Raw genomic sequence first — 24,236 nt, 5'->3', positions numbered from 1 at the left:
GTCCAGTAAACCGGACAAGCCGCTTTTTGTTCGTGGAGGTTTTATCATATTTTGGTGGGGGGAAAGAACATGAAAAAACTATATTCACTATTATTTGCACTACTGCTTGCGGTTGGTTTGTTAGCTGCTTGTGGAGACACAGAGAAAGCCGCTCCGGATTCAACAAACAGCGGAGAGGAACAAACGAATCAATCAGAAACGGCTGCTTTTCCGGTCACGATTAAAGATGCCCTCGGAGAAGAAGTAACAATAGAGGCAAAGCCTGAAAAAATCGTTTCGCTTATGCCGAGCAACACGGAAATTGCGTTCGAATTAGGTTTAGGAGATGAAATTGTCGGCGTTTCTGATTATGACAATTATCCCGAAGAGGCAGTATCAAAGGAAAAGATTGGCGGTATGGAGTTTAATGTTGAAAAAATAGTCTCCCTGGATCCTGATCTCGTCCTCGCACACGCTTCAAGTGCCCATAACAGTGAAACAGGATTGCAGCAGTTAAAAGATGCAGGTATTGCGGTTTTGGTTGTGAATGACGCGACAAGCTTCGATAAAGTATACGATTCCATTGAAATGATCGGGACGGCAACCGGAGAGTCCGATGAAGCAGACCGGATTATCAAAGATATGAAAGACCGAATCAACCAGATAAAGGAAAAAGCAGCTGATATTCCGGAAGCCGACCGGAAAACAGTTTACATTGAGGTATCTTCAGATCCGATTTTTACGACCGGCAAAAATACATTTATGGACGAAATGCTTACAATCGTCAATGCAAAGAATGCTTTTGGTGATTTGGAAGGCTGGGCTGAGATCGATCAGGAAGCCGTTATTGAAAAAAATCCGGATGTCGTTTTAACCACACATGGCGCATATACCGGGGATCCGGTCGCGACGGTCATGGGACGGGATGGCTGGCAGGATGTGAAAGCCGTCCAAAATCAACAAATAGTGGATTTAAACTCTGACATGGTAACCCGTTCAGGCCCTCGTCTTGCCGAAGGAGTAGAGGAAATTGCAAAGGCCATTTATCCGGACGTTTTTGGAGAATAATCGCACAGCTGCTTATGTTTTAGCAGGATTGTTTCTGTTTTTTGCAATCCTGATGGGAATATCGGCCGGGACCGTTTCGGTTCCTGTCACCCAAATCATCCAAATCATTGCTGTGAACGTTTTCCACGTACCGATAGGCGGGACAATAGAACCGATGTACACAAATATTGTCATAAATATCCGGCTGCCGAGAGTGATTCTCGCCGGGCTTGTTGGGGCGTCTCTTGCGATTGCAGGAGCCGCCTTTCAAGGCTTGTTACGGAATCCGCTTGCGGATCCTTATACACTTGGCGTTTCATCCGGAGCTTCAGTTGGCGCGGTTGTCGTGCTTTTCTTTCAAATTACCATCCCATTTGCCGGGATGTTTACACTGCCTGTTTTTAGTATTCTCGCCTCCTTTGTAACGATATTTGCCGTCTTGTTTTTTGCGAGAAAAATAGACCGGTCGATGAGAGTGGAAACGATCATTTTAACGGGAATTATCTTTAGTTCTTTTTTAGGAGCACTCATTTCTTTAATGATTGCATTAACAGGAGAGGAGCTTCGGCAAATCATTGGCTGGCTGCTTGGAAGTGTCTCAATGCGGGGCTGGGATTACATTATGATCTTCCTGCCGTTTTTTATCGTTGGAGCACTTTTGCTGATCATGAATGCAAAAGAGCTGAATGCCATGTCGTTTGGAGAGGAAAGAGCACAGCATTTGGGCGTAAATGTACAAAGGCGAAAGCAAATCGTTCTGGCAGCGGGTTCTATTTTAACCGGGGCTGCAGTATCGGTTTCCGGAACGATCGGCTTTGTCGGCCTTGTTGTTCCCCACTTAACAAGGCTTTTGTGGGGGCCGGACCATAAGCATTTGCTGCCGTTGTCAATGATCACCGGAAGCGGTTTTTTAATTCTGGCTGATCTTGTGTCAAGAACGATTATCTCGCCTACAGAGCTGCCGATCGGTGTCATCACCGCTTTAATTGGTGCTCCTGTCTTTGCTGCAATTTTGATGAGAAGAAGAAAAGAAAGAAGTGGGTAGAACATGCTGACGATCGAAAATCTGTCTGGAGGCTACTCGGGGGCCCTGATTTTACGAAATGTTTCTTTTAAAGTAAACAGGGGCGAGGTGTTTGGGATCCTTGGCCCGAATGGCAGCGGCAAGACGACATTACTCAAGATGATAAGCGGAATCATCGAGTTTAAAAGCGGAAGCATTCTTATCAAAGACAAACCGATTAAAAGTTATGCGACGCGGGAACTCGCAAAGACGGTGGCCGTTCTGCCCCAGCATTCTTCAGAAGTGTTTGCTTATTCCGTGAAAGAAACGGTCTCGCTTGGCCGATATGCCCACCAGCAAGGCTGGTTTCAAACCTGGAACGAAGAGGACGAAGCGATTGTTCAACAAGTAATGAAACAAACTGGTGTCGCCTCATTTCAGCATCACCATCTTTCTGAACTATCCGGCGGGGAGCGCCAGCGCGTTTATTTAGCCCAGGCGCTTGCCCAGCAGCCGGAAATACTGTTGCTCGACGAACCGACCAATCATCTTGACCTATCCTATCAAAAGGATTTGCTTGACTTGTTAAGGAAAATGGCAAAAGACGACGGTTTAACCGTTATTTCGATCTTCCATGATTTAAATTTGGCGGGGCTGTATTGTGACAGGCTGCTCTTATTAAATAACGGAGAGGTCAGCATTAACGATCTCCCGAACGAGGTATTGCAGGAGGAACGGATTCAGGCTGTTTACGGAACCGCGGTGAAAAAACATCCGCATCCAAAGGTTCCGAAACCGCAGATGCTGATGGTTCCCGAGCTGGATTCCGATCGGCAAGTGCACATCCAGATTGATGAACGCTTTTTAAAAATTTCAGAAGAAATGATTGAGCTTCATGCACCCGTTCCGCTCAGGACGATGTCCTCAGGGGTATCGGGAGCGGGAACAGGTTGGTATCAATACTTTGTAAATAGACACGTTAACCAGGATTATCACTGTAGCGACCATCGCCAGGAGATGGCAGAGTTCTTGAAAAGAAATGGCTATGAGCCGGGCGAGACGGTCGGAATGATGACGGCTGTTCATCTGGCAGATGCTGCTTATCGCCTCTTTAAAGATGACGGGCTGTCCGTATTTATCGTCGTGACAGCGGGAGCGGGAAATGCGATTGATGCGGCGCAAAGTGAAAAGCACAGTTACCAAACTGTGCAGCCCGGCACGATCAACACCTGGGTTTTTGTTAACGGAACCCTCAGTGAAGAGGCTTTCATCCAGTCACTTATGACCGCAACAGAAGCGAAGGTGAAAGGACTGCAAAATGAGCACGTATATGACCGGTTAACGGGAACGCTCGCCACCGGAACTTCAACCGACAGCATCATGATCGCCGCTTCCCAGCGAGGAAAGCTCCAGGAATTCGGCGGGACGATTACTCCGCTCGGCAAGCTCGTTGGCAAAGGTGTTTACGAATGCACTGTTGAAGCACTGCAAAAATACCGGGGCAGGCTGAAACGATGATTCTCCATCATCTCGCAGCCGTTACCATTGCGTTTATCATTGATGGGTTAGTCGGAGATCCGCCAAGATGGCCGCATCCTGTTCGCTGGATGGGGTCTCTTATTGCATATGTGGAGAGAAAATGGAATAAAGGGCAGTTCCGAAAGCTGAAAGGGATCGGAATGGTTTTAATCGTCTTAACCGTCGTCATGTTGATAACCGCAATAACTGTGATTTGTTTTTATCGCATCCATCCGGCAGCCGGGATTGCATGGGAAGCGATATTAATTTCGGCGACAATTGCGCAAAGGAGCTTGCAGGAAGCCGCTCTTGAAGTTTATAAACCTCTAAAAGCTGGTGAAATTAATGAAGCAAGAAAGAAACTCTCTTATATTGTCGGCAGGGATACAGAGGGGCTGAGCCAAGAGGAGATTGTTCGTGGAACGGTTGAAACCGTCGCGGAGAATACAAGTGATGGGGTGACTGCACCGTTGTTTTGGGGTTTGCTCGGCGGAGCTGTTTTTTCTGTAGCATATCGGGCAATCAACACGTGCGATTCGATGGTTGGCTACCGCAATGAGAAGTACCGGGAGTTTGGTTGGGCTTCAGCCAGGCTTGATGATGTCGTCAACTGGGTGCCAAGCAGGCTTACTTCCTTGATGATGATTCTTTGCATGAAACCGGCAATAACAAGCCGAACGCAAGCGTGTAAAATCCTTTTCCGCGATGCAAAGAAGCATCCAAGCCCGAACAGCGGCTGGTGTGAAGCGGCATGCGCGGCCATTCTCGGTGTCCAGCTTGGCGGAACAAACTACTATAAAGGAATTGTTTCCGTCCGGGCAAAAATGGGTGATCCAATCCTCCCGCTTGAAAATGGGCATATTTTATTGTCTATTACATTAATGAAGCGGGCATCTCTATTATTCTTGCTATTACTATGGCTGGGAGGTGTAGCGTGTGAATATGCCATTGCACGGTTCTAATCCGCATTCTTTATGTAAAACTTTGAATCCCGATATATACAATTTTAGAGGTTTACAAGGACGCTGGCTCCGGTTTGCGGTCAAAAGTACTGGAGATAACGACAGGCTGATGGAGGTATTGAAGGAATGGCGGCAAGTTCTATCATCTTTATAACAGGCGGTGTCAGAAGTGGAAAGAGCCGGTTTGCAGAGGAGACAGCAGTGAGGATTGCGGAGCAAGCTGGATCATCTCTATTTTATCTTGCATCAGGACGGGTGGAAGATGAGGAAATGAAACGGAGGATCTCCCGCCATCAACAGGAAAGAGCAGATAGCGGGCGTAGCTGGATCACGCTGGAATGCCCGGATGGACTCGAAAAAGCAGCATCCGGGCTGACGCCAAATTCGGTAGTCCTCTTTGATTGTTTAACAACCCATCTTAATAACAGACTGTTTTCGCTTCAGGACGAATGGCGGGATTCCGGTTATTGTCAGCGTGTGAAAATTTCAATCGTGGAAAGCATTATGGGGATCGCAGCCCGTTGCAAAGCAATGATCATTGTCAGCAATGAGATATTGAATGAGCCGGTCCGTGATAATGAAGTTATTTTTACATACAGTAAAATGCTTGGCGAGCTCCATCAGTGGATTGTCAATCAGGCAAGGAGCGCATACTTGGTTGAGTCAGGTCTCGCTGTTGAGATGAAGGGAGAATTGCAATGAACGGAATTATGTTTCAAGGAACAGCATCCGATGTTGGCAAAAGCCTGATTGTCACAGCAATTTGCCGACTGCTGGCCCGCGAAGGCCACCGGGTCGCTCCCTTTAAATCGCAAAACATGTCCAATAATTCATACGTGACCGCGGACGGCAAGGAAATCGGCCGCGCCCAGGGGCTCCAGGCCGAGGCAGCGGGAACGGAAGCGGCAGTCTGGATGAATCCGATTTTGTTAAAGCCGCGCTCTGACCAGCAGGCTGAGGTGGTTCTGCTGGGAGAAGTGTTGCAGACTTTATCAGGAAAAGACTATCGCGACACCTTTTACGAAAAAGGAATAGCAACGGTCAAGGAAGCATTATCCAGGCTTGAAAAAGATTACGAGCTTATCATCATGGAGGGAGCAGGCAGCCCGGTTGAAGTAAATTTAAAAGATAAAGAGCTTGTGAATATGAAAGTTGCCGAGCTGGCCGATGTCCCGGTTATCTTAATTTCGGATATTGATAGAGGCGGAGTTTTTGCGAGCATTATCGGTACGCTCGCGCTTTTATCCCCCCGGGAACGGTCGCGGGTAAAAGGGATTATCATTAATAAATTTCGCGGTGATATCGCGCTTTTCAAAGATGGAGTAAGCTGGATTGAAGAACAAACCGGCCTTCCCGTTCTCGGCGTCCTGCCCTATCTTGACCAGCATATGATTGAAGGGGAGGATTCCCTGTCGCTCGCGGATCGTTTTTCACTGCAAGGAAAAGTGGGCCTCGACATCGCTGTCATAAGATTGCCCTATCTATCAAATTACAGTGACATTGAACCGTTTTTATATGAAGAGGATGTCGCGATCCGCTGGGTTGACAATAACACATCATTCGGACGGCCTGATGCCGTGATCATTCCCGGCACAAAAAGTACGATCAACGATTTAACCTATTTAAGAAAACAAGGACTGGATCAGCTGCTCATAAAATATCTGCAAGATGGCGGTACGATGATTGGCCTGTGCGGTGGCTACCAAATGCTGTCCCGAACGCTGATCGATGCGGAAGGATCAGACACCGGCACACCGGGCCAAACTGTCTCTGGACTAAGCATAATCCCGGCTGTGACGACTTTTTATGAAAAAAAGATTACGGTCAGGGCATCGGGTACGCTTTATGAAAAACGCGACATTTCGGTTGAGGGTTATGAGATCCATCTCGGGAAAACGCTCCCTGACAGCGGGAAATCGTATAATCCGTTTCTGCTTCTGGAAAACGATCGTGAGGAAGGAATAAGCGGGCTGAACGGCAGGATCATCGGCACATACCTTCACCACCTGTTTCATAATGATGAATGGCGCAGTGAATGGCTGAACACGCTGCGGAGCCGGAAAGGAATGCAGACGCGCAAACCGGTTATGCTGAAGACGCTCAAGGAACAGAAATATGACGAGTTGGCCAACCGGTTCGCTCCACACCTTGATTGGCAAAAGCTAAAAGAAATGATGGTTGGGAGCGGTTCGCCATGCTGAAAGGATTTCTGCTTAATCTGCAGTTGTTTACTTCGCTTCCAATCCGCAGCAAGCTGCCGATGGACGCCCATTATCTGCAAAAAGCGGTGCAAAGCTTTCCATTGCTCGGACTTTTTCAGGGATTGATCATTGGCGGGACTTTTTTCGGACTCGCGGAGTTTACGCCGCTTTCGGCTCTCGCAACAGCTTTTGTTGTCTGGCTGCTGATGATTGTGCTGACTGGCGGTATTCATCTCGATGGCTGGATCGATGCAAGTGATGCTTTTTTTTCTTATCAGGACCAAGATAAGCGCCTTGAAATTATGAAGGATCCGCGAACAGGTGCGTTTGGCGTGTTATCCGTGATCGTTTTACTGGCCGGGAAGTTTTTGTTCCTTTATGAGTTGGCAGCCAATGCAGATATCAATGTTGTTGCCTGGATGGTTGTGATCATTCCATTTTTGAGCAAAAGCCTGATGGGCTGTTACTTGGTTACCCTGCCGCCGGCAAGAGAGGCCGGGATGGCCCGTTTTTTTGCAAATGCGGTGGACAGGAAGAGTTTATCGCCTTACCTGCTCTATGTATTGGTTGTGGTAGCGATTAGCTGGCTAATTGCGGAGGAATCGCTGCTGTCCGTAGTTATACTGCTCACTTTATCTGTTTGTGCAGGCTTTTATGGAAAGATCAAAATCATTAAATGGTTTGGCGGAGTCACCGGGGATGTGGTCGGGGCTTCCGTTGAAGGAATGGAGTTTTTCCTATGGATGCTTGTGTGGTTGTTGCACTGTTACGTCATGGTATAACCGGAGCCAACAAAAAAGGGGCCTATTGTGGCTGGGCCAACCCGCAGTTGTGCAAAGAGGGAGTGGAGCAGCTTAAAGCGGTCAAGAATATCCCAAATTATGAGTTGCTCGTCACTAGTGATCTCATACGCACCAAGGAAACAGCCGGGATTTTATTTCCGGGAAAATGTCTGCTGGAAATGAGCGAATTTCGCGAAATACATTTTGGCGGCTGGGAAGGGAAAAACCATTTCGAACTGGAAAAAGACTTACAGTATCAACAATGGCTGGCAAGCCCGTTCACTGTTCAGCCTCCGGAAGGGGAGTCTTTCGGGCAGTTTACGGAACGGATTGAAAAAGGCTTTGTCCAATTGCAAAATAAAATGCTTGCTGATGGTAAAAAAAGTGCGGCCGTGGTTACGCACGGAGGGGTGATCCGTTATTTGCTGATGGCATACGCCCCGGCAGAAAAAGATTTTTGGGAATGGGAAATTCCCCATGGATCAGGCTATCAGCTTGAATGGCCAGTAAACTCATTTGGAGGTGGGGAACGGTGCACTTTGTTACGGGCGGTGCCTTTAACGGAAAATCAGCGTGGGTAAAAAAATTTTACAGTTTAAACGAATCGGAGCATCTATGGGTATCGGCTTATAAAGGCAATTCCCTTCCCGATTTGCTTTTTGGGCGCACCATTGTTTTAGAAGGAATAGAAGAGTGGATAAAAACCAGCCATGTTAACAGCAGTGTCGATGTTTCACGGGAAGAATGGCGGAGATTATTGCAGAATTGGCGCGAATGGGAAGCGGGGCATCCAGCAAGAACATTCGTGGTGATCGGAGCAGACATTACAAAAGGGGTCGTCCCGGCTGATCCTGGCGCGAGACAGTGGCGCGATTTAACCGGCTGGGTTTATCAGGATATCGCAAAGTGTTCAAGCAGGGTTGATTTAATCTGGTACGGCATTTCAAACCAGCTCAAATATACAAGGGGGAATGAAGATGAGAATTTATACACGCACAGGGGATAAAGGACAAACGAGCTTAATCGGTGGCCGTGTTGATAAAGATGATATACGGGTGGAGGCTTACGGGACTATCGATGAGGTAAACTGCTATGTGGGCCAGGCCATGGCTGAATTGGACCGGAAGCTGTTCAGCGATGTGTTGGGCGATCTCGAAAAGATTCAGCATGAGCTGTTTGATTGCGGCGGCGATCTCGCCAACATCTCGAAAACGAGGCAGCTAAAACTTACCGAAGAAACCGTTGCGTACCTCGAGAAAAAGATTGATGAGTTTATTGCAGAAGCACCAAAGGTTGAAAGATTTATTTTGCCGGGCGGCACGAAAGCCTCCGCATCGATTCATATTGCCCGTACTGTCACACGACGGGCCGAACGCCTTGTTGTCAAACTGGCAAAAACCGATGAGAATATGCCGCCGGTTACCCTGCAATATTTGAATCGTTTATCCGACTACTTTTTTGCACTGGCAAGGGTCGTGAACTATCGATCCGGAGTAAACGATGTTGAGTATATCAGAAGTGCAAAAGTGTTTCATGAGGGAAAGCGAAAAGAGGAGAAGTGACATGAAAGGGCGAGTGGCATGGCTGGAAGGAAGCTGGCTGTGAGGGATGCGCTCATTTTACCCTTTAATGAAAGGGAGTCTCTTGTGGTCGCAAGTGATAACAGCGGCGGAATCGGTTTAAAGGAGCATGACATCGTCCAGGTGCCTTACGGGATTGTTTCCTATTATGGTTTTCGCGTTGCCGCGATGGAATGCATCGCGGCTGGCGGTACTCCTTTGGCAGTCATTATTCATAATTTTAGTGGGGATAGCGCCTGGGATGAACTGATCATCGGTATTAGGCAAGGACTAAGCGAGCTTGAACTGGATCATCTTCCGATCTCCGGCAGTACAGAAAGCAATTTTAGTCTTCTGCAATCTGCAACGGGGATCATCGTGATTGGGCGCATGCTTAACAAAACGGATCGGGAGTTTTCGCTTTCGGATGATATCGGGTTTGCAGTAATAGGCCAGCCGCTGGTTGGGGATGAGGTTGTCGGGCAGCCGGAGCTCATTGCCCCGCTTCAATTGTTTAAATGGCTTACCGAACAGGACGAAGTAATAGAGGTAATCCCTGTTGGCTCGAAGGGGATTTTATACGAACTGCGTAATTTTTTAGATGCAGAAAAGTATGTGTGTGAAAACGATCTCGATTTGGAAAAATCATCAGGGCCATCAACCTGCTTCTTAATTGCTTATGCCAAGAACGGAGAAGAGAAACTGCGCCAGAAGGCTGATGGTTTATTCTCAAGGATAGAGCTGAGAGGATGAAAAAAGCTCGAACAAAGCAGCTTTAAGGTTTTACTGGAAGGGGACACTTCGCACAAAGTTTATTTTCGCAACAGCTGGAACGGGATCTAAGCCTCCACAAATTTCGGGATGTATCTGCGACAATAGGAATATATCAAATAAACGCCAGCTCCTAAAGAAGCTGGCTATGCTTGTTTTAACTAAGGGAAGTATAAAAATTTTCTTATCATTGTTGGGCGTTTCAATGTCCAGCTCCAGCGCCTAGCCAGTTTTCATCCCTGACTTTGCTTCCTCGAGTATCTTGTGAACATCATGGCTTGGCACAAGCGATGATGTTCACAGCTCGAGTCGCTTCGGTCCTGCCAATGAAGTCAAAGAACGCCTTCACCGTCAGGCCGTCCGACGTACAGGACGTACTAGTGCCGACGTTGCCACAGGACGTGGCGATCTTAGTCGGCCAGCGCTTGTCGGGGCTGGACAAGGCGCTTACGCTTTTCTTATTTCCCATTCTTCCCGTAAAATTCCCATCCTGATTGAGTCATAGTATTCCCCGTTATAGAACCGGCATTTTCGCATGCGTCCTTCCAACTTCATCCCGATTTTTTCGGCGGTACGCATCATTCGTTTATTTCCGGACCAGGTTGTAATTCCTACACGAACGAGAGGCAAAACTTGAAATAAATGCTCCACCCATATTGATAGCGCTTCCGTTCCATAGCCGCCATTCCAATACTTTGGATCGTAAACGACAATCCCGGCTTCAAGCCAATGAGAGTCCTTATCCTCCCAGTAATAGCTAACCTGGCCAGCAATCTTCCCATCAATTTCGATTGCCATTCTCGGCGAAGGATCTATCTCCAGAACCATCCGCATGTGGATGCGATAATCCTCAAGGCTCATCGGTGCCAGCGGAAAATAGGGGGCATCCCATTTCTTCCACTCAGGATTATCCGTGCCATATATATACTCCCAAAACACCGGTATATCCTCTTCGGTAATCTCCCTAATCGATACTTTCCTTCCTATATATAAGTATGATTTCATGCCTTCACCCCCTGTTTGTACTTCTAAATTATAGTATGTATTGTGAATTTTTAGAAATAAAAGCTTTGCACAATCCCTCGTGAATATGACTCGATAGCGATAAGTCTTAGGAAAGTTGTTTCAGTTGATTTGAAAACTTGATGTTGTTAAAATCTAACTAATGATAATTAGGAAGGTGGAACAATGACTTCTAACAAACTAAAGGCGGCTGCCTTGCAATTGTTTGCTGAAAAGGGATATGAGGGTACTGCTTTATCAGAAATAGCAAGAATGGTTGGGATTAAGACACCGTCTATTTATGCTCATTTTCCTTCAAAGGAAGACTTGTTCTTAACCATTTACCGCGAGCATGCGTCCAGTGAAATGCGGACGATTGAAAAGGTTTTAACGGAAGAGAAAGATAAACGAACCGAGGAAATACTAAGAACGATCTTTCATGAATTGACAAATCTTAACGATCATAAAGAAGAAAAGCTGTTTTTCAAAAGAGCCGTCCTGCTTCCTCCCAATCATCTTAAAGAAAAAATGAGAGAGGAGTTTGCCGGTTTTGAAAATAGGGCGAGTGAACAGCTGAAAGATTTTTTTGCAAAAGCGATCAATGCAGGCGAAATTGTCCCACTGAAAGCGGAGGATTTGGTCGCAACGTTTTATTGCATGCTTGATGGATTGTTAATGGAATCCCATTATTACGATCAGGATGAATATGAAAAACGGAGAAACTCGATTTGGACGATTTTCTGGCATGGAATACTGCAACATAAAAATTCCTGACGACAAGAGAGGAATCACATCATGGCTTGGTTTTATTTACTGCTCGCCGGACTTAGCGAAATTGGCTGGGCGTTCGGGTTAAAATACTCAAAGGGTTTTACCGAACCGGTTCCAACCGTTATGACAATCATGTTAATTATCGTCAGCTTCATTTTATTCGCAAAAGCGATGAAAACCATTCCGATTGGAACGGCATATGCGGTGTTTACAGGGATCGGTGCGGCCGGTACAGCGCTGATTGGCATGGTATTTTTGGGTGAACCGGCCGGCTGGCTGAAGGTTATGTTTATTTCCTTATTGCTTGGAGGAATTATCGGCTTGAAGCTTTCTTCGAACGATAAAGATGAGAGAGCAGAGGGGGTTTCATAATGTCGTGGATCTATTTGTTGTTTGCTGGACTGGGTGAAGTAGGCTTCGTCATCTTTATGAAGCTTTCTGATGGATTTACCCGCACCAAATATAGCATTCTTTGCGGGATCTCAGGTTTTGCAAGCTTTTATTTATTATCAAAGGCATTGCTTGAGCTTCCGATCGGAACGGCTTATGGCGTCTGGACAGGTATTGGCGCTGCCGGCAGTGTGTTGCTTGGGATGTTATTTTTCGGAGAGTCCAGGAATTGGCGGCGTATTCTTTTTATCGGCATGATTATCGTAAGTGTTATAGGCTTAAAAGCAGTTTCGGGAGAGGGATGACCTCTCCTTATATTTTGTTTATGAGCACTTCAAGGTCCTATTTTATGTGTAATATCCCGGACTATATTAAGTTTCAATAGGCATGCTTTTTTAACTTGTTTTCCATTAGGAACTGTACCAACCAATGCACACATGGAGTCCCTTCTGACACCTTAATAGATGTGAATTTATTCGAAGTTAACATGGCCAATCACTATTTCTCAAGAAGCAGCACTCTATTGCTTGCTAAAGGATCTTGAACAAGAAAAGGTTCTTCTCGAGATAAAGTTTCGAAAGGAGTTGGAATCATTAAAACTTGAAAAGAATTATTTTTTTCTTCTAGTGGAGTATTAAATTCTAAAGGAATTGATTTTTCCTCATTAGGTTCTAGCTTGTCGTAAATATACGTTTTGTTTCCAAGTGGAGTTTGCTTGAAATTTACTAAACCAACAAGATATAAATCTAATGATTCAGAATTTGAATTCCCATAAAATAAAGTGTATGGAATATCTTTTTCACCCATAACTTTCTTATATAAAGCTTGGTATAAATTTTCTCTTTTACTTAACAAAGCTCCATGAACTCTTCTATTTTCGCTTTTTATCGCTTCTGTGAATAAGTCAGGTCTTTCGGTAGGTATATTATCAATATTTTTTAATAAATTTACCCTAATAGAATACAAATCGGATAGTTCCATAGAAGTTTCATAATCGTCTGGAAACTTTTTAGGGTCTTTTAGAAGAATGTATGTAATAGAGTGAAAGCCTTCTTTAAGGTCGAGTAATGAAACTTCTAGATCCATGTATTCCCCTGACCCTATTTCGAAATTATAACTGTCAGAGATTTGGCTATCCCCTACCTTAAAATCTATTTGCTCACCATGATTAAAAATTAAAAGAATAAATGACCCCTCCTTTGCTGTTTTATTTCCTAATACGACACTTCTTTTAAATGATTCATTGTTAATTTTAAAAGTACGTTCATGTTCAAATTCATCTTCGTTATACAGACCCAGTGTATAAACTTCTTCAAATTCAGCAATAGGTTGTTCGTGAGACTTATAAGTGTCATGCCTGTCACTGGTTGATTCTTCTTTCAAACATCCGCTTAATATTAAGAAGAATGTGACAATAAGTAATATGATTAGTTTATTCAAAATCAACACCTCTTAAAGAATGAAAGCCTTTAAAAAAGGCTTTCATTCTCAATAAATTTTGATAATATTTAGTTATGCGATGGCTTTTTTTTACACTTAGTGTCTTATTATTTGAAAACTATCATATTAGTAAACAATTGATGTCAACAACTTGTCCTTATGCAAGTCAATGTATTTCTTGTGTAATTTAAAAACCTCGTTTAGCTTCTGTGCTGTGGTATACACTGTTTGTTCCAGTATTATGATAAGCGTGACTACTCCGAGAATATTGTGGACTGTCAGGAACCATAAAACTTCGTTGTGCAGCACTTGCATTTGCAAAAGAAGAATTTGTTCTGCTGTCGGAATTCTGACCTTCTACAGACCCATTCATTATAAGGCTAGTATTTACACTAATTCTACTAAGTGCTTTCTTTGTAGTTTTACTGCTATTGGTATAAGAATCTGAGAATCCATTACCATAAATTCTGAGCTGATACCAACCAGCCTCTATTCTTGACGTAACTGTACTTCGAGAGTGTGCCCAGTAAGGTCCAGTCGCTTGAGTGGAGATACCTCTGCTCACAGGATATGCATATTCTCCTTTTTCTACTGAAACTTCAACTATATCACCCTCACTATTATAATAAACCTTTTCTAATACCTTATCCCCTTCTTTGTCAATGTAAGTATCTGTAGACAGTCTATCGATTTTAGTGTTGAACGCTTCTGTTTCTTCTGCGCTTACAGGAACTAGTGATAGCGTGGAAAAAAACGAAAATGCAATCAAGGAAAATAATATCTTTCTCATTTTCACACCCTCCCTAAATTTTTTTATATAGTAATTTTTCCTGACACGAAATTCTCTTGAGTCTACATCGATAACACCTTCCGGCTTTTGGTCTTTCTTATAACATATAGATAAGAAGACTCTAGATGGAAATTTTCTGGTAGTTATCTATTAAATAAATTATACCAATTAAATAAAATAGAAAAATAGGTATTACGACTTAAATTTACTAGTTATTTTCCATTTTTATATGGCTGAACGTGAAAGACCAATACCAAGAGAGTAAAAGTAGGCAATGGTTGCAATTTTACTTATCCTAAAATGAAATCCTGTACATTTTGAAAATTTGTTAACAATAATAGCGAAAAACGTAAACAAGAAAAAAGATTACGTTCAATCATAAAATAATTATAAAAAAAATTTAGAATATTTCGGGAATTATTTTATAAAACCTATATAATATTTTGCTTTTTGTGATAACAATAGGTATGGGGTAGCCTTTTAAAAAAAGTTAGGTTCAAATGCCTCACCTGTGTTCAATGTGCAATAGCTCGGATTTTTTGTGTTTTATGGAATGAACTATTTAAAAAATGAAGACAGGTACAAAGGCACAAAGGTACACAAGCATACAAGCACTCTTATTTTTAGTAGTCACAGTCGAACTTTCTCTGTTTTGAACTTCAACCTAGGGGAGAGAGGAGCATGGAATCGATTCAGCTAAAGCAAATGGAAAAATTTTAAAAAGTGTAAACCAAGGAAGAATTAGCAAGCAATGTGAACTCATGGCTGATAAAGAAGTGGACGGACTAAACTTGGACTGGAAAAGAACATTAGAAGGACAGAGGTTATTTTAGTGGGAGTCCAGTAGCTGGCGGCGAATTCTTTTCATCGGCATGATTATCATAAGTGTTATAGGCTTAAAAGCAGTTTCGGGAGAGGGATGACCTCTCCTAAATTTTTTTTATAAAATACTCGCCTCTCGATTGTTTTGCGCATCCCAGACCGTATGGATTTCAAATGTCCCTTTCTCAAAAAATAACGGGAATTTCCGGCGAAACCAGCTCTGCATCGGCAGCTGCAAGGCTTCTTCTCTATGAAACCAATATAATTCTCCTTCAGGAGGATGATCGAGAAGTTCTCCTTCAACGTCGTCTGCCAAATAATTAAAAACCATATGGCGGATATTTTCCTGGGGGTTGACATATTCATCGAGGCCTTTATAAGTAATATTTCGAACAGTTAAACCTGTTTCTTCCTTAACCTCGCGTATCGCCGCTGCAGATAAGCTTTCCGGATAGTCAACTTTGCCTCCGGGTGCAACAAATCCAGGATATCCGCGCTCTTCCAGCCTTTTGATTAACAGCACCTTATCACCTTTCACCATCATACATAATGTGTACATTTGATGTTCGATTTCTTTCCAGTTCACTTGTGTTCCCGCCCTCGTCTATTAAAAGATAATTTAATCATATCAAAATTGTGAAAAAATGGCTTGAATAGGTTATATTGAGGTTGCTTCACACCGGTTTATTGTTGCTGAAAAAAGAGCATAATCATGTAAACTCTCCACAGTCTTGTTGGGCTGTGTTTTTTTATTTTCATGACAAATGTCATGTTGTTTTCCTGACAGAATTCACTAATCTAGCACCTCTTTACAGACTACAATTTAGTTAACAAATGTGGAGGTGGGGGAATGAAAACAATCGTTTCTTTAACGAATGTGACAAAAACATTTAAAGATAAAAAAGCAGTAGATGATGTGACTTTTTCCATTAATAAGGGTGAGGTGGTTGCGATTCTCGGTCCAAATGGGGCAGGGAAGACAACGGCAATTTCAATGATGCTTGGGCTGCTGGAACCTTCAAGCGGCAAGGCCGAACTGTTCGGAAGTAATCCAAGGGATAAAAAAGTGAGGGAAAGAATTGGCGCGATGCTTCAGGAAGTCAGTGTCATTGATGCTTTAAAAGTCCGTGAAGTGATTAGCTTATTCCGCAGCTATTATCTTCACCCGCTTACTCAACAAGAATTGACAGAGCTAACAGGACTAAGCGATCAGGAACTGAATATGAGAGCTGAAAAGCTTTCAGGCGGGCAAAAAAGAAGGCTGAGTTTTGCACTGGCACTTGCCGGGGATCCCGATCTGCTGTTCTTTGATGAACCGACTGTTGGAATGGACACCATGTCGAGAAAGCTGTTTTGGAATACAGTCAAACTACTGAAAGAACGCGGCAAAACCATTATCTTTACGACGCACTATTTGCAGGAAGCGGAAGATGCTGCGGAGCGGATTATCTTATTCCATAAAGGAGCCATCGCTGCAGATGGAACTCAAGCAGAAATTAAGGAGAGGCTGACAAAACAGTCCGTGTCTTTCAAAGCGGAAACGAAGCTGTCTCTTGAGAAATTGCACCAGTTACCGGACGTTACAAACATTTACCGTCAGAATGCGAGGGTTTTTGTTGTGGCAAATAATACGGATCGCGTTCTAGCCGCACTATTTGAGAACGATTTAAAGGTAAGGGATATCGAAATACACCGTGGCCGACTGGATGAAGCATTTGAGCAACTGACCGAAGAAATGAAGGAGGTTAATTCATGAATGCAATGTGGATGCAAATTAAAGCGGAGATTTTAAGGATTTTTCGTAACCCTTATTTTGTTTTCTGGTCATTGCTGATGCCGATTTTGTTTTATGGGCTATTTACTAAAGTATTCAATACAGGATTGCCTGATGCCGCTTTATGGCAGGCCCATTATCTAATGTCGATGACTGTGTTCAGTGTTATGGGTTCAAGTATTATGACCCTGGGAATACGCCTTGTCGAAGAGCGGACGAAGGGATGGACAACGTTTATGCGGCTCACACCGCTGCCGTTCACTGCCTATTTCTTTGCAAAGATGATTGGCCAAACTGTGGTTCATTTCTTCTCGATTATGATTATTTTCTTCTCGGGTGCTCTTATGAACGGAATTTCGCTTACGGTTGGTGAATGGGTTTCAAGCGGCTTTTGGATCCTTGCCGGTTCTCTCCCGTTTCTGGCATTGGGTACGCTTGTGGGAACGATGAGAAGGGTGGATACAGCTTCAGGAGTGAGCAATCTCATTTATATGGGGCTGGCTATTTCGGGCGGGTTGTGGATGCCAATGGAAACACTGCCTTCCTTTATACAGGATATTAGTTTATGGCTCCCGTCATTTCATTTTGGTGATGGAGCCTGGCAGATCATCCGGGGAGGCAGTCCGGATTGGATGAATATTCTTGTTTTAGGCAGTTATTTTTTCCTGTTCATGATACTATCTAGTTATATCAGGAGAAAACAAGAAGCGGCGGTGTAAAATGAATGGTGACAGATAAACAAAAGTTCCAGTTGTTTCCGAAGCGTTTTGGATTACTTCCATACGTCTTGCTGATTTATATGAGCATGCCGATCTTCTATGTTGCAACTGAGACAGGTTTAAAAATGGCAGTTGGCTATGTGCTGCTGTTCCTGTTTCTTGTCACATATCGACAACTGTATTTTATGAGTGAGGAACCTTCTGCTTTATGGCTCGGTTTGCAAATTGGGATTATTGTCTATCTATCAATCTTTTATAATTTTAACTTTCTGTACATGGGATTCTTTCCGGCCAATTTTATTGCCTGGTATTCCGACAAGAAGAGATTTGTGACTGCTTTAAGCTGGTTTTCTGCAGCCATTCTAGTTCCGTTTTTGGTTCATTTGCGAGAGATGGAACTCAGTGGAATGATATACTTTGTACCTTTTATTGTGATTATGCTGATTTCTCCGCTTGGAATCCGCTCAATGAATACGAGGGTTGAGCTTGAGAAAAAGCTTGATGAAGCAAATGAACAAATTGCAGAGCTGATTAAGCGCGAGGAGCGGATGCGGATCGCCCGCGACCTCCATGATACACTGGGCCATACACTATCTCTCATCACGTTAAAAAGCCAGCTTATAAATAAATTAATTTTAAAAGACCCTGCACGAGCCCGCCTCGAAGCAAAGGAAGTGGAAAGGACGTCCCGTTCCGCTTTAACTCAAGTCAGAGAATTGGTATCCGACATGCGTGCTACCACCATTCCGGAAGAGTTGATCGAAGTGGAGATGATTCTAAAAGCAGCAGGAATCTCGTTTCGGATAGACGGGGAAAAAAGCTTGGCGAATGTCCCCTTTCTAACCCAAAATATCCTGAGCATGTGTTTGCGGGAGGCTGTAACAAATGTGGTAAAGCACAGTAAAGCCAATAATTGTACAGTAACTTTTAATCATGAAGAGGGGCAAATTGCCTTAGAGGTGCAAGATGACGGAATCGGTCTTTTCGATAAAAACAACTATGGCAATGGATTAAAGGGAATGTGCGAACGCTTGAACCTGATAGACGGATCATTAAATATTCTGTGTTCCGGAGGCACAAAGCTGGTTATAACGGTGCCGGTCATTGTTAAAGCGCAAAAGGAGGACGTTGTTTCATGATTCGCATTATCATTGCCGAAGACCAACGAATGCTGCGGGGCGCACTCGGTTCGCTTCTTGAACTGGAAGACGATATTGATGTCGTTGCCGAGGCGGCAAATGGCGATGAAGCACTGCAATTAATCCTGGATCAGAAACCGGATGTTTGCCTGATGGATATAGAAATGCCGATAAAAAGCGGTCTCGAAGTAGCTGAGGTGTTAAAAGCGAGAAACTCCCAATGTAAAATTATCATCCTGACAACGTTTGCCCGTCCCGGTTATTTTGAGCGTGCGTTGAAGGCTGAAGTGGACGGGTATATGCTGAAGGATGGATCAGTTGATGAACTGGCTGATACGATTCGCAATGTTATGAAGGGGAAAAAGCAATTTTCTCCGGAATTGATTTTTGGAAGCGTTCGAACAGAAAATCCATTGACGACTCGTGAAAGGGAAATACTCAAGCTGGTCGCAGAAGGGAAAACAGCCAAGGAAATTTCAAGCCTGTTATATTTATCATCCGGTACGGTCCGGAACTATATATCAGAAATTTTAAATAAGCTTGAGTGTAAAAATCGAATAGAGGCAATTTCAATTGCGGAAGAAAAGGGATGGATTTAACAGGTCCATCTTTTTTTGATGGAGCACTGATAATCATTTTAAAAAAACGGCGGTATTCCTTTGCTGAATTCAGAGACGAGCGTTGCGATCGATTGCAATTGTTCTTCATCAAGGTCAAAGGTATTTTTAATTTTACTTTCGAGATCTTCTGTAACCCTTCTTTTGCCGACTTCGACCAGGGCAATAAGCGAGAAGCTGCAATTAACGAGCTTTGCAAAGTCGCGCTGGTTCATGTTATAGCTTTTTCTTAAAAATTTTACAATTTCTTTATTCATTCTTTTTCCACCCTCCCTTTAAAAAACATTAGGATATTGGTAAGGCTTTCTTTATGTCAGTCTCACGTTATTCTTTAAATTAGCATTAACACGATAGCGTTGTCAAAGCCTTTTTCATTAGAAAAACATTATACTTTCAGCTGGCCAAAGCCATGTTTTATGACTTGAGCAAAGGAAAAGCGAGCAAAGCATGCCCGCTCGCCAGTACTTTATCAATCTCTTGCATTATCAACGACATTCCGAATGAGAGTGGTTTTTTTGAGTTCAGCTATGTTCTTCGCCCCGGACAGGCCTGCCGATACTTTAAATTCATCGAGTAAGTTCGAAACAACCTTTTGAACTCCTTGTTCCCCTGCAACCGCCAGCCCGTATACATAAGGCCTTCCAAGCAATACAGCATTCGCACCAAGCGCAAGCGCCTTGACCATATCGGTGCCCCGGCGGATGCCGCTATCAAAAAGAACTGGGAATGTTTCATGGACAGCGCTGCGAATTAATGGCAATGCATCGAGCGCGGAGATGACTCCATCCAGCTGCCTTCCGCCATGGTTTGAAACAATAATTCCCTCGAAGCCCCTTTTAACTGCTTCAACTGCATCGTCAGGATGAAGGACTCCTTTTAAAACAATCGGCAGACTTGTTTGCGTTTTTAGCCATTGCAGATCATCCCAGTTAAAAGAAGGATGGAGAATTTGTTTTAAAATTTCGCCCACGACTTGTTCGTTATCTTCAATATTTACTTTAGCCTGAAAAATAGGGTCAGAAATATAGTTTGCTTTTCCAAAACCGAGTCTGAGCGGAGAATAGCTATTGTGCAAGTCTTTTTCCCGCCAGCCCAGCATGACGGTATCGACTGTAACCACCAGGGCTTGATAGCCGGCGTTTTCAGCCCGTTTCACCATGCTCAACGATAAATCCCGATTATTGGACCAGTAAAGCTGGAACCAGTTGGAGCTAAACGGGTTGGCTGCGGCAATCTCTTCCATAGTATAGCTCGATACAGTGCTTGCAATATAGGGAATTCCTAATGAGCCCGCTGCTCTTGCCGCTGCCAGTTCTCCATCCTGATGTGCAATCTTTTGCATTCCAACCGGTGCAAACAATAAAGGGGAAGGAAAAGTTTGATTCAACAATTCTATCGAAAAGTCCGGATTTGCTACATTGGTTAAAACTCTTGGCAAAATACTGTATTCTTCAAAAGCTCTCGTATTTTTCTTCAGCGTTTCTTCACCGCTGGAACCTGATTGGATATAACCGAACGGGCCTGGTTCCAGCACACGTTCAGCTTCCCTCTCCCACTCTTCGGTTGTAAAATTGAGCCCGGTTTCTTTCATTTTTGCTAATAGAGGATCTTCCCTGCTGATTACCGCCATGATTTCATTTCCTTTCTAGTACGTGATTTTTTTGACAAAGGTTCTAAAACACAAAAAACCTCTCCAAAGTAGAGAGGTTTGATCATAGTATGGTCGCCCGCTCTCATCTTTCAAAACAAAAAATGTTTTGCTGGATTTAGCACCTATTCCAAATTGGAATGGTTGCCGGGCTTCACAGGGCCAGTCCCTCCGCCACTCAGAACAAAAATAAATAGAATGCCTATCATTGATTTCACACCCCTTTTATTTACATTTTATCATAATGTACATTTAGTGCGAATATTCAGGTAATAGAAACAGATGGCGAGAAAGGATCGGTAACATCGTCCCTCCAACAGCAACAAGCAAAGATCGATCCGCTATGATCGGTCAATTTTCATGTTGTCCTCCTAACAACGCGAATAAATCGAAAAGTTAACTAATAAATATTATAATATTAAAAATAAAATTATTGGGTATTTTCTGAAATATGAAAGTTTCAAGTATATTTAATATAATATTAGAATAGTATTTCTTTCGCGATTATCCGGGCTAATATATTTTTGTAAAATATAAACCGGGCACACGATTGCGGAATGTCCCTCTTTTTTCAAGCACACGGGACTTGCTCACAAAAAATGGTTCATTTTTTATTTTAGTTAGAGAAATGTACTTAGATGACAAGGTGATAAATTTCCATCAGAAAACATTTGTGTATGACTCTTTTCTTGCAGAAGAACATGTTAAAATAAAATCATGTTTGTGAATGACTTATTGGAGGTTCGATTATGAAAACAAAACTTGGGCTATTATACGGGGGAAAATCCGCTGAACATAAAGTTTCACTGCAAACAGCCCTTGCTGTCATTAAAGCGCTTGATGTGGAAAAATTCGATATCCATCCTATTTACATAACAGATGAAGGGAAATGGGTGAAAGGGCCTCAATTAAGCGGTCCTGTCGGGGATGTGAAAGCATTGCAATTCTCTCAAGGTGATGAAGCTTCCCAAGCTTCACTCGCTCCGGCGTTGTTTCAGGGCAGTGCTTCGGGGCAGGATCAAACTTTGGATGTGATCTTCCCGCTTCTTCATGGACCAAATGGAGAAGACGGCACGGTCCAGGGTTTGCTCGAACTTTTAAATCTGCCTTATGTAGGAAACGGAGTGCTTGCTTCCGCTGCCGGTATGGATAAAATCATGATGAAGAATGTATTTGCACAAGCCGGGCTTGCCCAGGTCAAGTATGCCTGGTTTACCCGAAGTGAATGGGAGAAGGCCAGTGAAGCAGCATATGACAGAATCGAAAAAGAACTGGGCTACCCCTGCTTCGTGAAACCGGCCAATCTCGGTTCCAGCGTTGGGATCAGCAAGGCGTCCAACCGCGATGAACTGGCAGCTGCTGTTAAGGAAGCCTTCCAATTTGACAGGAAGATCATTGTTGAAGAAGGGATTATCGCCAGGGAGATTGAAATCGGCGTCCTTGGAAATGATGAGCCTGAATGTTCAGTTGCTGGTGAAATTGTGCCAAAGAAAGATTTTTACGACTATAAAGCAAAATACGAAGACGGCGATACCGCGATGATTATCCCGGCGGATATTACAAAAGAAGAATACAGTGAGCTTAAGGAAATGGCGATTAGATCGTTTAAAGCGCTCGATTGCTCAGGACTGGTACGGGCCGACTTCTTCTTGACAAAGGACGGAAAAGCATATATCAATGAAGTCAATACGATGCCTGGATTTACTCCTTTCAGCATGTTTCCTTTACTGTGGAAGCATACCGGGGTTGAATACCCGGAGCTGATTGAACGTCTTGTTAAGCTGGCCGAAGAAAGGCATGCAGAAAAACAGAACATTAAGCATACATTCTAGCAGCAAAGGGATACACGGCGCTTCACGCCGTGTTCCTTCATGTTTTGGAACAGGAGGACTATAATGATCCGAAAAACGATCAGGCAGCTTTCAGAAATGATTAAGGCCGAAATTGATCTCCAGAAATGGGGAGATACTGAAATTAACGGGGTCAGCATTGATTCGCGAAAGATAGAAACAGGAAATTTGTTTATTCCTTTTAAAGGTGAAAACGCCGATGGACACCGGTTTGTGGAGGAAGCAATCAATAAAGGTGCAGGGGCCGCCTTCTGGCAAAAGGATGCACCAAACCCGCCCGTCCATTTGCCGATTATTATCGTCGAGGATACACTCCTTGCTTTACAGGAGCTGGCCGGCAGTTATCGGGACGAGTTATCAACAAAAATCATCGGGATTACGGGAAGCAATGGGAAAACCACGACAAAGGACATGATGGCAAGCGTTCTCTCCCTCGAATATAAAGTCCAAAAAACAGAAGGTAATTTTAACAACCATATCGGCTTGCCTTTGACTGTCCTGAAGTTGAAACCGGAAACGGAAATGGCAGTTCTCGAAATGGGCATGAGTGCAAAAGGTGAGATTGAATTACTCACAAAGCTTGCCCGGCCTGATGCCGTAGTGATTACAAATATCGGGGAAGCCCATTTGCAGGATCTCGGATCACGGGAAGGAATAGCCGAAGCAAAGCTCGAAATTGTCAAAGGTTTGCAGGATGGCGGGCTGATTGTTTATTACGGCGATGAACCGCTTCTCCGGGAACGGCTGAAAGGTTATGAAGCAAAGTTTACGATTGGAACGTTTGGCAAATCGCCGGAAAATGATCTTTATCCTATTGAGATTATCCAGAGTGAACAAGGCAATCAATTTACAGTAAATCAATTTCAGGGAAAAATTCATCTGCCTGTTCTCGGGGTTCATAATGTCCTCAATGCGCTCGCTGTCATGCTGACCGCCCGCTTTTTTGGGATTGCTTACGAAAAAATGGACAAAGGGTTTCAAGGCCTGAAGCTGACACAGATGAGAATGGAACTGGTCGAAGGCGCCAAGGGAGAAAGAATCATTAATGACGCCTATAATGCGAGCCCAACAGCGATGAGGGCTGCGATTGAGCTTATTTCGGATTTGGAGGGCTTTTCAAAAAGGATCGTCGTTCTCGGCGATATGCTGGAGCTCGGACCGCTCGAAATTGAATTTCACCGGCAAATTGGTGCAGGCCTGAATCCTGAAAAGATCGACTATGTGTTTACATACGGCCCCTTAGGCCGCTTTATCGCCGAAGGTGCCCGTCAATCAATTGGGGCGGATAAGATATTTGCTTTTGATGATAAAAATGATCTGATTAAGGAATTAAAAAAGTATACGGACAGGAAAACATTGATCCTGGTAAAAGCTTCGCGCGGAATGAAGCTCGAGGATGTTGTTACCGGATTGCAAAAGCCGGTGTAAGGAGAATGCCAAATGATTGCAGTG

At 43.8% G+C, this 24,236-nt stretch carries 26 protein-coding genes and 1 riboswitch; of the genes, 20 read left to right on the top strand and 6 right to left on the bottom strand.

Going from position 1 to position 24,236, the window contains the following annotated elements; all coding sequences use genetic code 11:
- Nucleotides 1-69: 69 nt before the first annotated feature.
- The 11 genes from CU633_RS11160 (at nt 70) to CU633_RS11110 (ending at nt 9,804) form a co-directional block, all read left to right on the top strand.
- Entirely contained in the window at nt 70-1,047 is a 978-nt protein-coding gene (locus tag CU633_RS11160; RefSeq protein WP_101660442.1) for an ABC transporter substrate-binding protein, read from the top strand.
- Nucleotides 1,010-2,071, top strand: a complete 1,062-nt coding sequence (locus CU633_RS11155; protein ID WP_101660440.1) for a FecCD family ABC transporter permease — start codon at nt 1,010-1,012, stop codon at nt 2,069-2,071. The genes CU633_RS11160 and CU633_RS11155 overlap by 38 nt, the downstream gene beginning before the upstream one ends.
- 3 nt (nt 2,072-2,074) lie before the next feature.
- Nucleotides 2,075-3,547, top strand: coding sequence for a heme ABC transporter ATP-binding protein (locus CU633_RS11150; protein ID WP_101660438.1), 1,473 nt, complete (start codon nt 2,075-2,077; stop codon nt 3,545-3,547).
- Complete coding sequence (gene cbiB, locus CU633_RS11145; RefSeq protein WP_101660436.1) at nt 3,544-4,509, top strand: adenosylcobinamide-phosphate synthase CbiB; 966 nt, start codon at nt 3,544-3,546, stop codon at nt 4,507-4,509. Before CU633_RS11150 ends, cbiB begins: the two co-directional genes overlap by 4 nt.
- 126 nt (nt 4,510-4,635) lie before the next feature.
- Nucleotides 4,636-5,211 carry a bifunctional adenosylcobinamide kinase/adenosylcobinamide-phosphate guanylyltransferase gene (locus tag CU633_RS11140; protein ID WP_257958658.1) on the top strand — a complete coding sequence of 192 codons (576 nt, stop codon included), beginning with the start codon at nt 4,636-4,638 and terminating at the stop codon, nt 5,209-5,211.
- Nucleotides 5,208-6,710 (top strand): cobyric acid synthase, encoded by a 1,503-nt coding sequence (locus CU633_RS11135; protein ID WP_101660434.1) that lies wholly within the window; start codon nt 5,208-5,210, stop codon nt 6,708-6,710. The genes CU633_RS11140 and CU633_RS11135 overlap by 4 nt, the downstream gene beginning before the upstream one ends.
- Entirely contained in the window at nt 6,704-7,492 is a 789-nt protein-coding gene (cobS, locus tag CU633_RS11130) for an adenosylcobinamide-GDP ribazoletransferase (RefSeq protein ID WP_101660432.1), read from the top strand. Before CU633_RS11135 ends, cobS begins: the two co-directional genes overlap by 7 nt.
- Nucleotides 7,450-8,073 (top strand): histidine phosphatase family protein, encoded by a 624-nt coding sequence (locus tag CU633_RS11125; RefSeq protein ID WP_101660422.1) that lies wholly within the window; start codon nt 7,450-7,452, stop codon nt 8,071-8,073. Before cobS ends, CU633_RS11125 begins: the two co-directional genes overlap by 43 nt.
- Complete coding sequence (locus CU633_RS11120) at nt 8,025-8,498, top strand: bifunctional adenosylcobinamide kinase/adenosylcobinamide-phosphate guanylyltransferase (RefSeq protein WP_101660421.1); 474 nt, start codon at nt 8,025-8,027, stop codon at nt 8,496-8,498. The genes CU633_RS11125 and CU633_RS11120 overlap by 49 nt, the downstream gene beginning before the upstream one ends.
- Nucleotides 8,470-9,054: a cob(I)yrinic acid a,c-diamide adenosyltransferase gene (locus CU633_RS11115; RefSeq protein ID WP_101660420.1), complete on the top strand. Its 585-nt coding sequence runs from the start codon at nt 8,470-8,472 to the stop codon at nt 9,052-9,054. The genes CU633_RS11120 and CU633_RS11115 overlap by 29 nt, the downstream gene beginning before the upstream one ends.
- Nucleotides 9,055-9,072: 18 nt before the next feature.
- Complete coding sequence (locus tag CU633_RS11110; protein WP_257958657.1) at nt 9,073-9,804, top strand: ATP-binding protein; 732 nt, start codon at nt 9,073-9,075, stop codon at nt 9,802-9,804.
- A 465-nt stretch (nt 9,805-10,269) separates the two neighbouring features.
- On the opposite strand, the gene CU633_RS11105 is transcribed toward CU633_RS11110, so the two are convergent.
- Nucleotides 10,270-10,827: a GNAT family N-acetyltransferase gene (locus CU633_RS11105; RefSeq protein ID WP_101660419.1), complete on the bottom strand. Its 558-nt coding sequence runs from the start codon at nt 10,825-10,827 to the stop codon at nt 10,270-10,272.
- A 183-nt stretch (nt 10,828-11,010) separates the two neighbouring features.
- Between CU633_RS11105 and CU633_RS11100 the strand changes: the two genes are divergently transcribed.
- The 3 genes from CU633_RS11100 to CU633_RS11090 are packed head-to-tail and all read left to right on the top strand — an operon-like array spanning nt 11,011 to nt 12,290.
- Entirely contained in the window at nt 11,011-11,598 is a 588-nt protein-coding gene (locus CU633_RS11100; protein WP_101660418.1) for a TetR/AcrR family transcriptional regulator, read from the top strand.
- Between the two features lie 21 nt (nt 11,599-11,619).
- Nucleotides 11,620-11,967, top strand: a complete 348-nt coding sequence (locus CU633_RS11095) for a DMT family transporter (protein ID WP_101660417.1) — start codon at nt 11,620-11,622, stop codon at nt 11,965-11,967.
- Nucleotides 11,967-12,290 carry a DMT family transporter gene (locus tag CU633_RS11090; protein WP_101660416.1) on the top strand — a complete coding sequence of 108 codons (324 nt, stop codon included), beginning with the start codon at nt 11,967-11,969 and terminating at the stop codon, nt 12,288-12,290. The genes CU633_RS11095 and CU633_RS11090 overlap by 1 nt, the downstream gene beginning before the upstream one ends.
- A 193-nt stretch (nt 12,291-12,483) precedes the next feature.
- On the opposite strand, the gene CU633_RS11085 is transcribed toward CU633_RS11090, so the two are convergent.
- The 3 genes from CU633_RS11085 to CU633_RS11075 all read right to left on the bottom strand — a co-directional run bounded on the left by CU633_RS11085 (nt 12,484) and on the right by CU633_RS11075 (nt 15,596).
- Nucleotides 12,484-13,425 carry a hypothetical protein gene (locus CU633_RS11085; protein ID WP_101660415.1) on the bottom strand — a complete coding sequence of 314 codons (942 nt, stop codon included), beginning with the start codon at nt 13,423-13,425 and terminating at the stop codon, nt 12,484-12,486.
- Nucleotides 13,426-13,612: 187 nt separating this feature from the next.
- Nucleotides 13,613-14,215: a hypothetical protein gene (locus tag CU633_RS22845; protein WP_180954937.1), complete on the bottom strand. Its 603-nt coding sequence runs from the start codon at nt 14,213-14,215 to the stop codon at nt 13,613-13,615.
- Between the two features lie 940 nt (nt 14,216-15,155).
- Nucleotides 15,156-15,596 (bottom strand): 8-oxo-dGTP diphosphatase, encoded by a 441-nt coding sequence (locus tag CU633_RS11075; RefSeq protein ID WP_101660527.1) that lies wholly within the window; start codon nt 15,594-15,596, stop codon nt 15,156-15,158.
- A 291-nt stretch (nt 15,597-15,887) separates the two neighbouring features.
- Between CU633_RS11075 and CU633_RS11070 the strand changes: the two genes are divergently transcribed.
- From CU633_RS11070 to CU633_RS11055, 4 genes are read left to right on the top strand one after another with little or no spacing between them, the layout of a single operon-like run.
- Entirely contained in the window at nt 15,888-16,793 is a 906-nt protein-coding gene (locus tag CU633_RS11070) for an ABC transporter ATP-binding protein (protein WP_101660414.1), read from the top strand.
- The gene (locus tag CU633_RS11065; protein WP_101660413.1) at nt 16,790-17,530 is read left to right on the top strand and encodes an ABC transporter permease; all 741 of its coding nucleotides are present in this window, start codon (nt 16,790-16,792) and stop codon (nt 17,528-17,530) included. Before CU633_RS11070 ends, CU633_RS11065 begins: the two co-directional genes overlap by 4 nt.
- A 5-nt stretch (nt 17,531-17,535) precedes the next feature.
- Nucleotides 17,536-18,669 carry a sensor histidine kinase gene (locus CU633_RS11060; protein WP_101660410.1) on the top strand — a complete coding sequence of 378 codons (1,134 nt, stop codon included), beginning with the start codon at nt 17,536-17,538 and terminating at the stop codon, nt 18,667-18,669.
- Nucleotides 18,666-19,268, top strand: a complete 603-nt coding sequence (locus tag CU633_RS11055) for a response regulator transcription factor (protein WP_101660408.1) — start codon at nt 18,666-18,668, stop codon at nt 19,266-19,268. Before CU633_RS11060 ends, CU633_RS11055 begins: the two co-directional genes overlap by 4 nt.
- Nucleotides 19,269-19,306: 38 nt before the next feature.
- On the opposite strand, the gene CU633_RS11050 is transcribed toward CU633_RS11055, so the two are convergent.
- Together CU633_RS11050 and CU633_RS11045 are read right to left on the bottom strand one after the other, a co-directional pair.
- Nucleotides 19,307-19,543, bottom strand: a complete 237-nt coding sequence (locus CU633_RS11050; protein WP_101660406.1) for a helix-turn-helix domain-containing protein — start codon at nt 19,541-19,543, stop codon at nt 19,307-19,309.
- A 212-nt stretch (nt 19,544-19,755) separates the two neighbouring features.
- On the bottom strand, nt 19,756-20,916 hold the full coding sequence (locus tag CU633_RS11045; RefSeq protein WP_101660404.1) for an alpha-hydroxy-acid oxidizing protein: 1,161 nt from the start codon (nt 20,914-20,916) through the stop codon (nt 19,756-19,758).
- A 100-nt stretch (nt 20,917-21,016) separates the two neighbouring features.
- Nucleotides 21,017-21,124, bottom strand: a riboswitch (SAM riboswitch).
- A 559-nt stretch (nt 21,125-21,683) separates the two neighbouring features.
- On the opposite strand from CU633_RS11045, the gene CU633_RS11040 reads away from it, so the two are divergent.
- Together CU633_RS11040 and CU633_RS11035 are read left to right on the top strand one after the other, a co-directional pair.
- Nucleotides 21,684-22,766, top strand: coding sequence for a D-alanine--D-alanine ligase (locus CU633_RS11040; RefSeq protein WP_101660402.1), 1,083 nt, complete (start codon nt 21,684-21,686; stop codon nt 22,764-22,766).
- A gap of 63 nt (nt 22,767-22,829) precedes the next feature.
- Complete coding sequence (locus tag CU633_RS11035; protein ID WP_101660400.1) at nt 22,830-24,212, top strand: UDP-N-acetylmuramoyl-tripeptide--D-alanyl-D-alanine ligase; 1,383 nt, start codon at nt 22,830-22,832, stop codon at nt 24,210-24,212.
- The last annotated feature ends 24 nt before the right edge of the window (nt 24,213-24,236 follow it).

It is taken from the genome of Bacillus sp. V3-13, from assembly GCF_002860165.1.
In the GTDB taxonomy this organism is placed as follows: Bacteria; Bacillota; Bacilli; order Bacillales; family Cytobacillaceae; genus Bacillus_BJ.
Note: the sequence above shows the minus strand (reverse complement) of the source record. Positions and strands in the feature narration are given on the sequence as shown.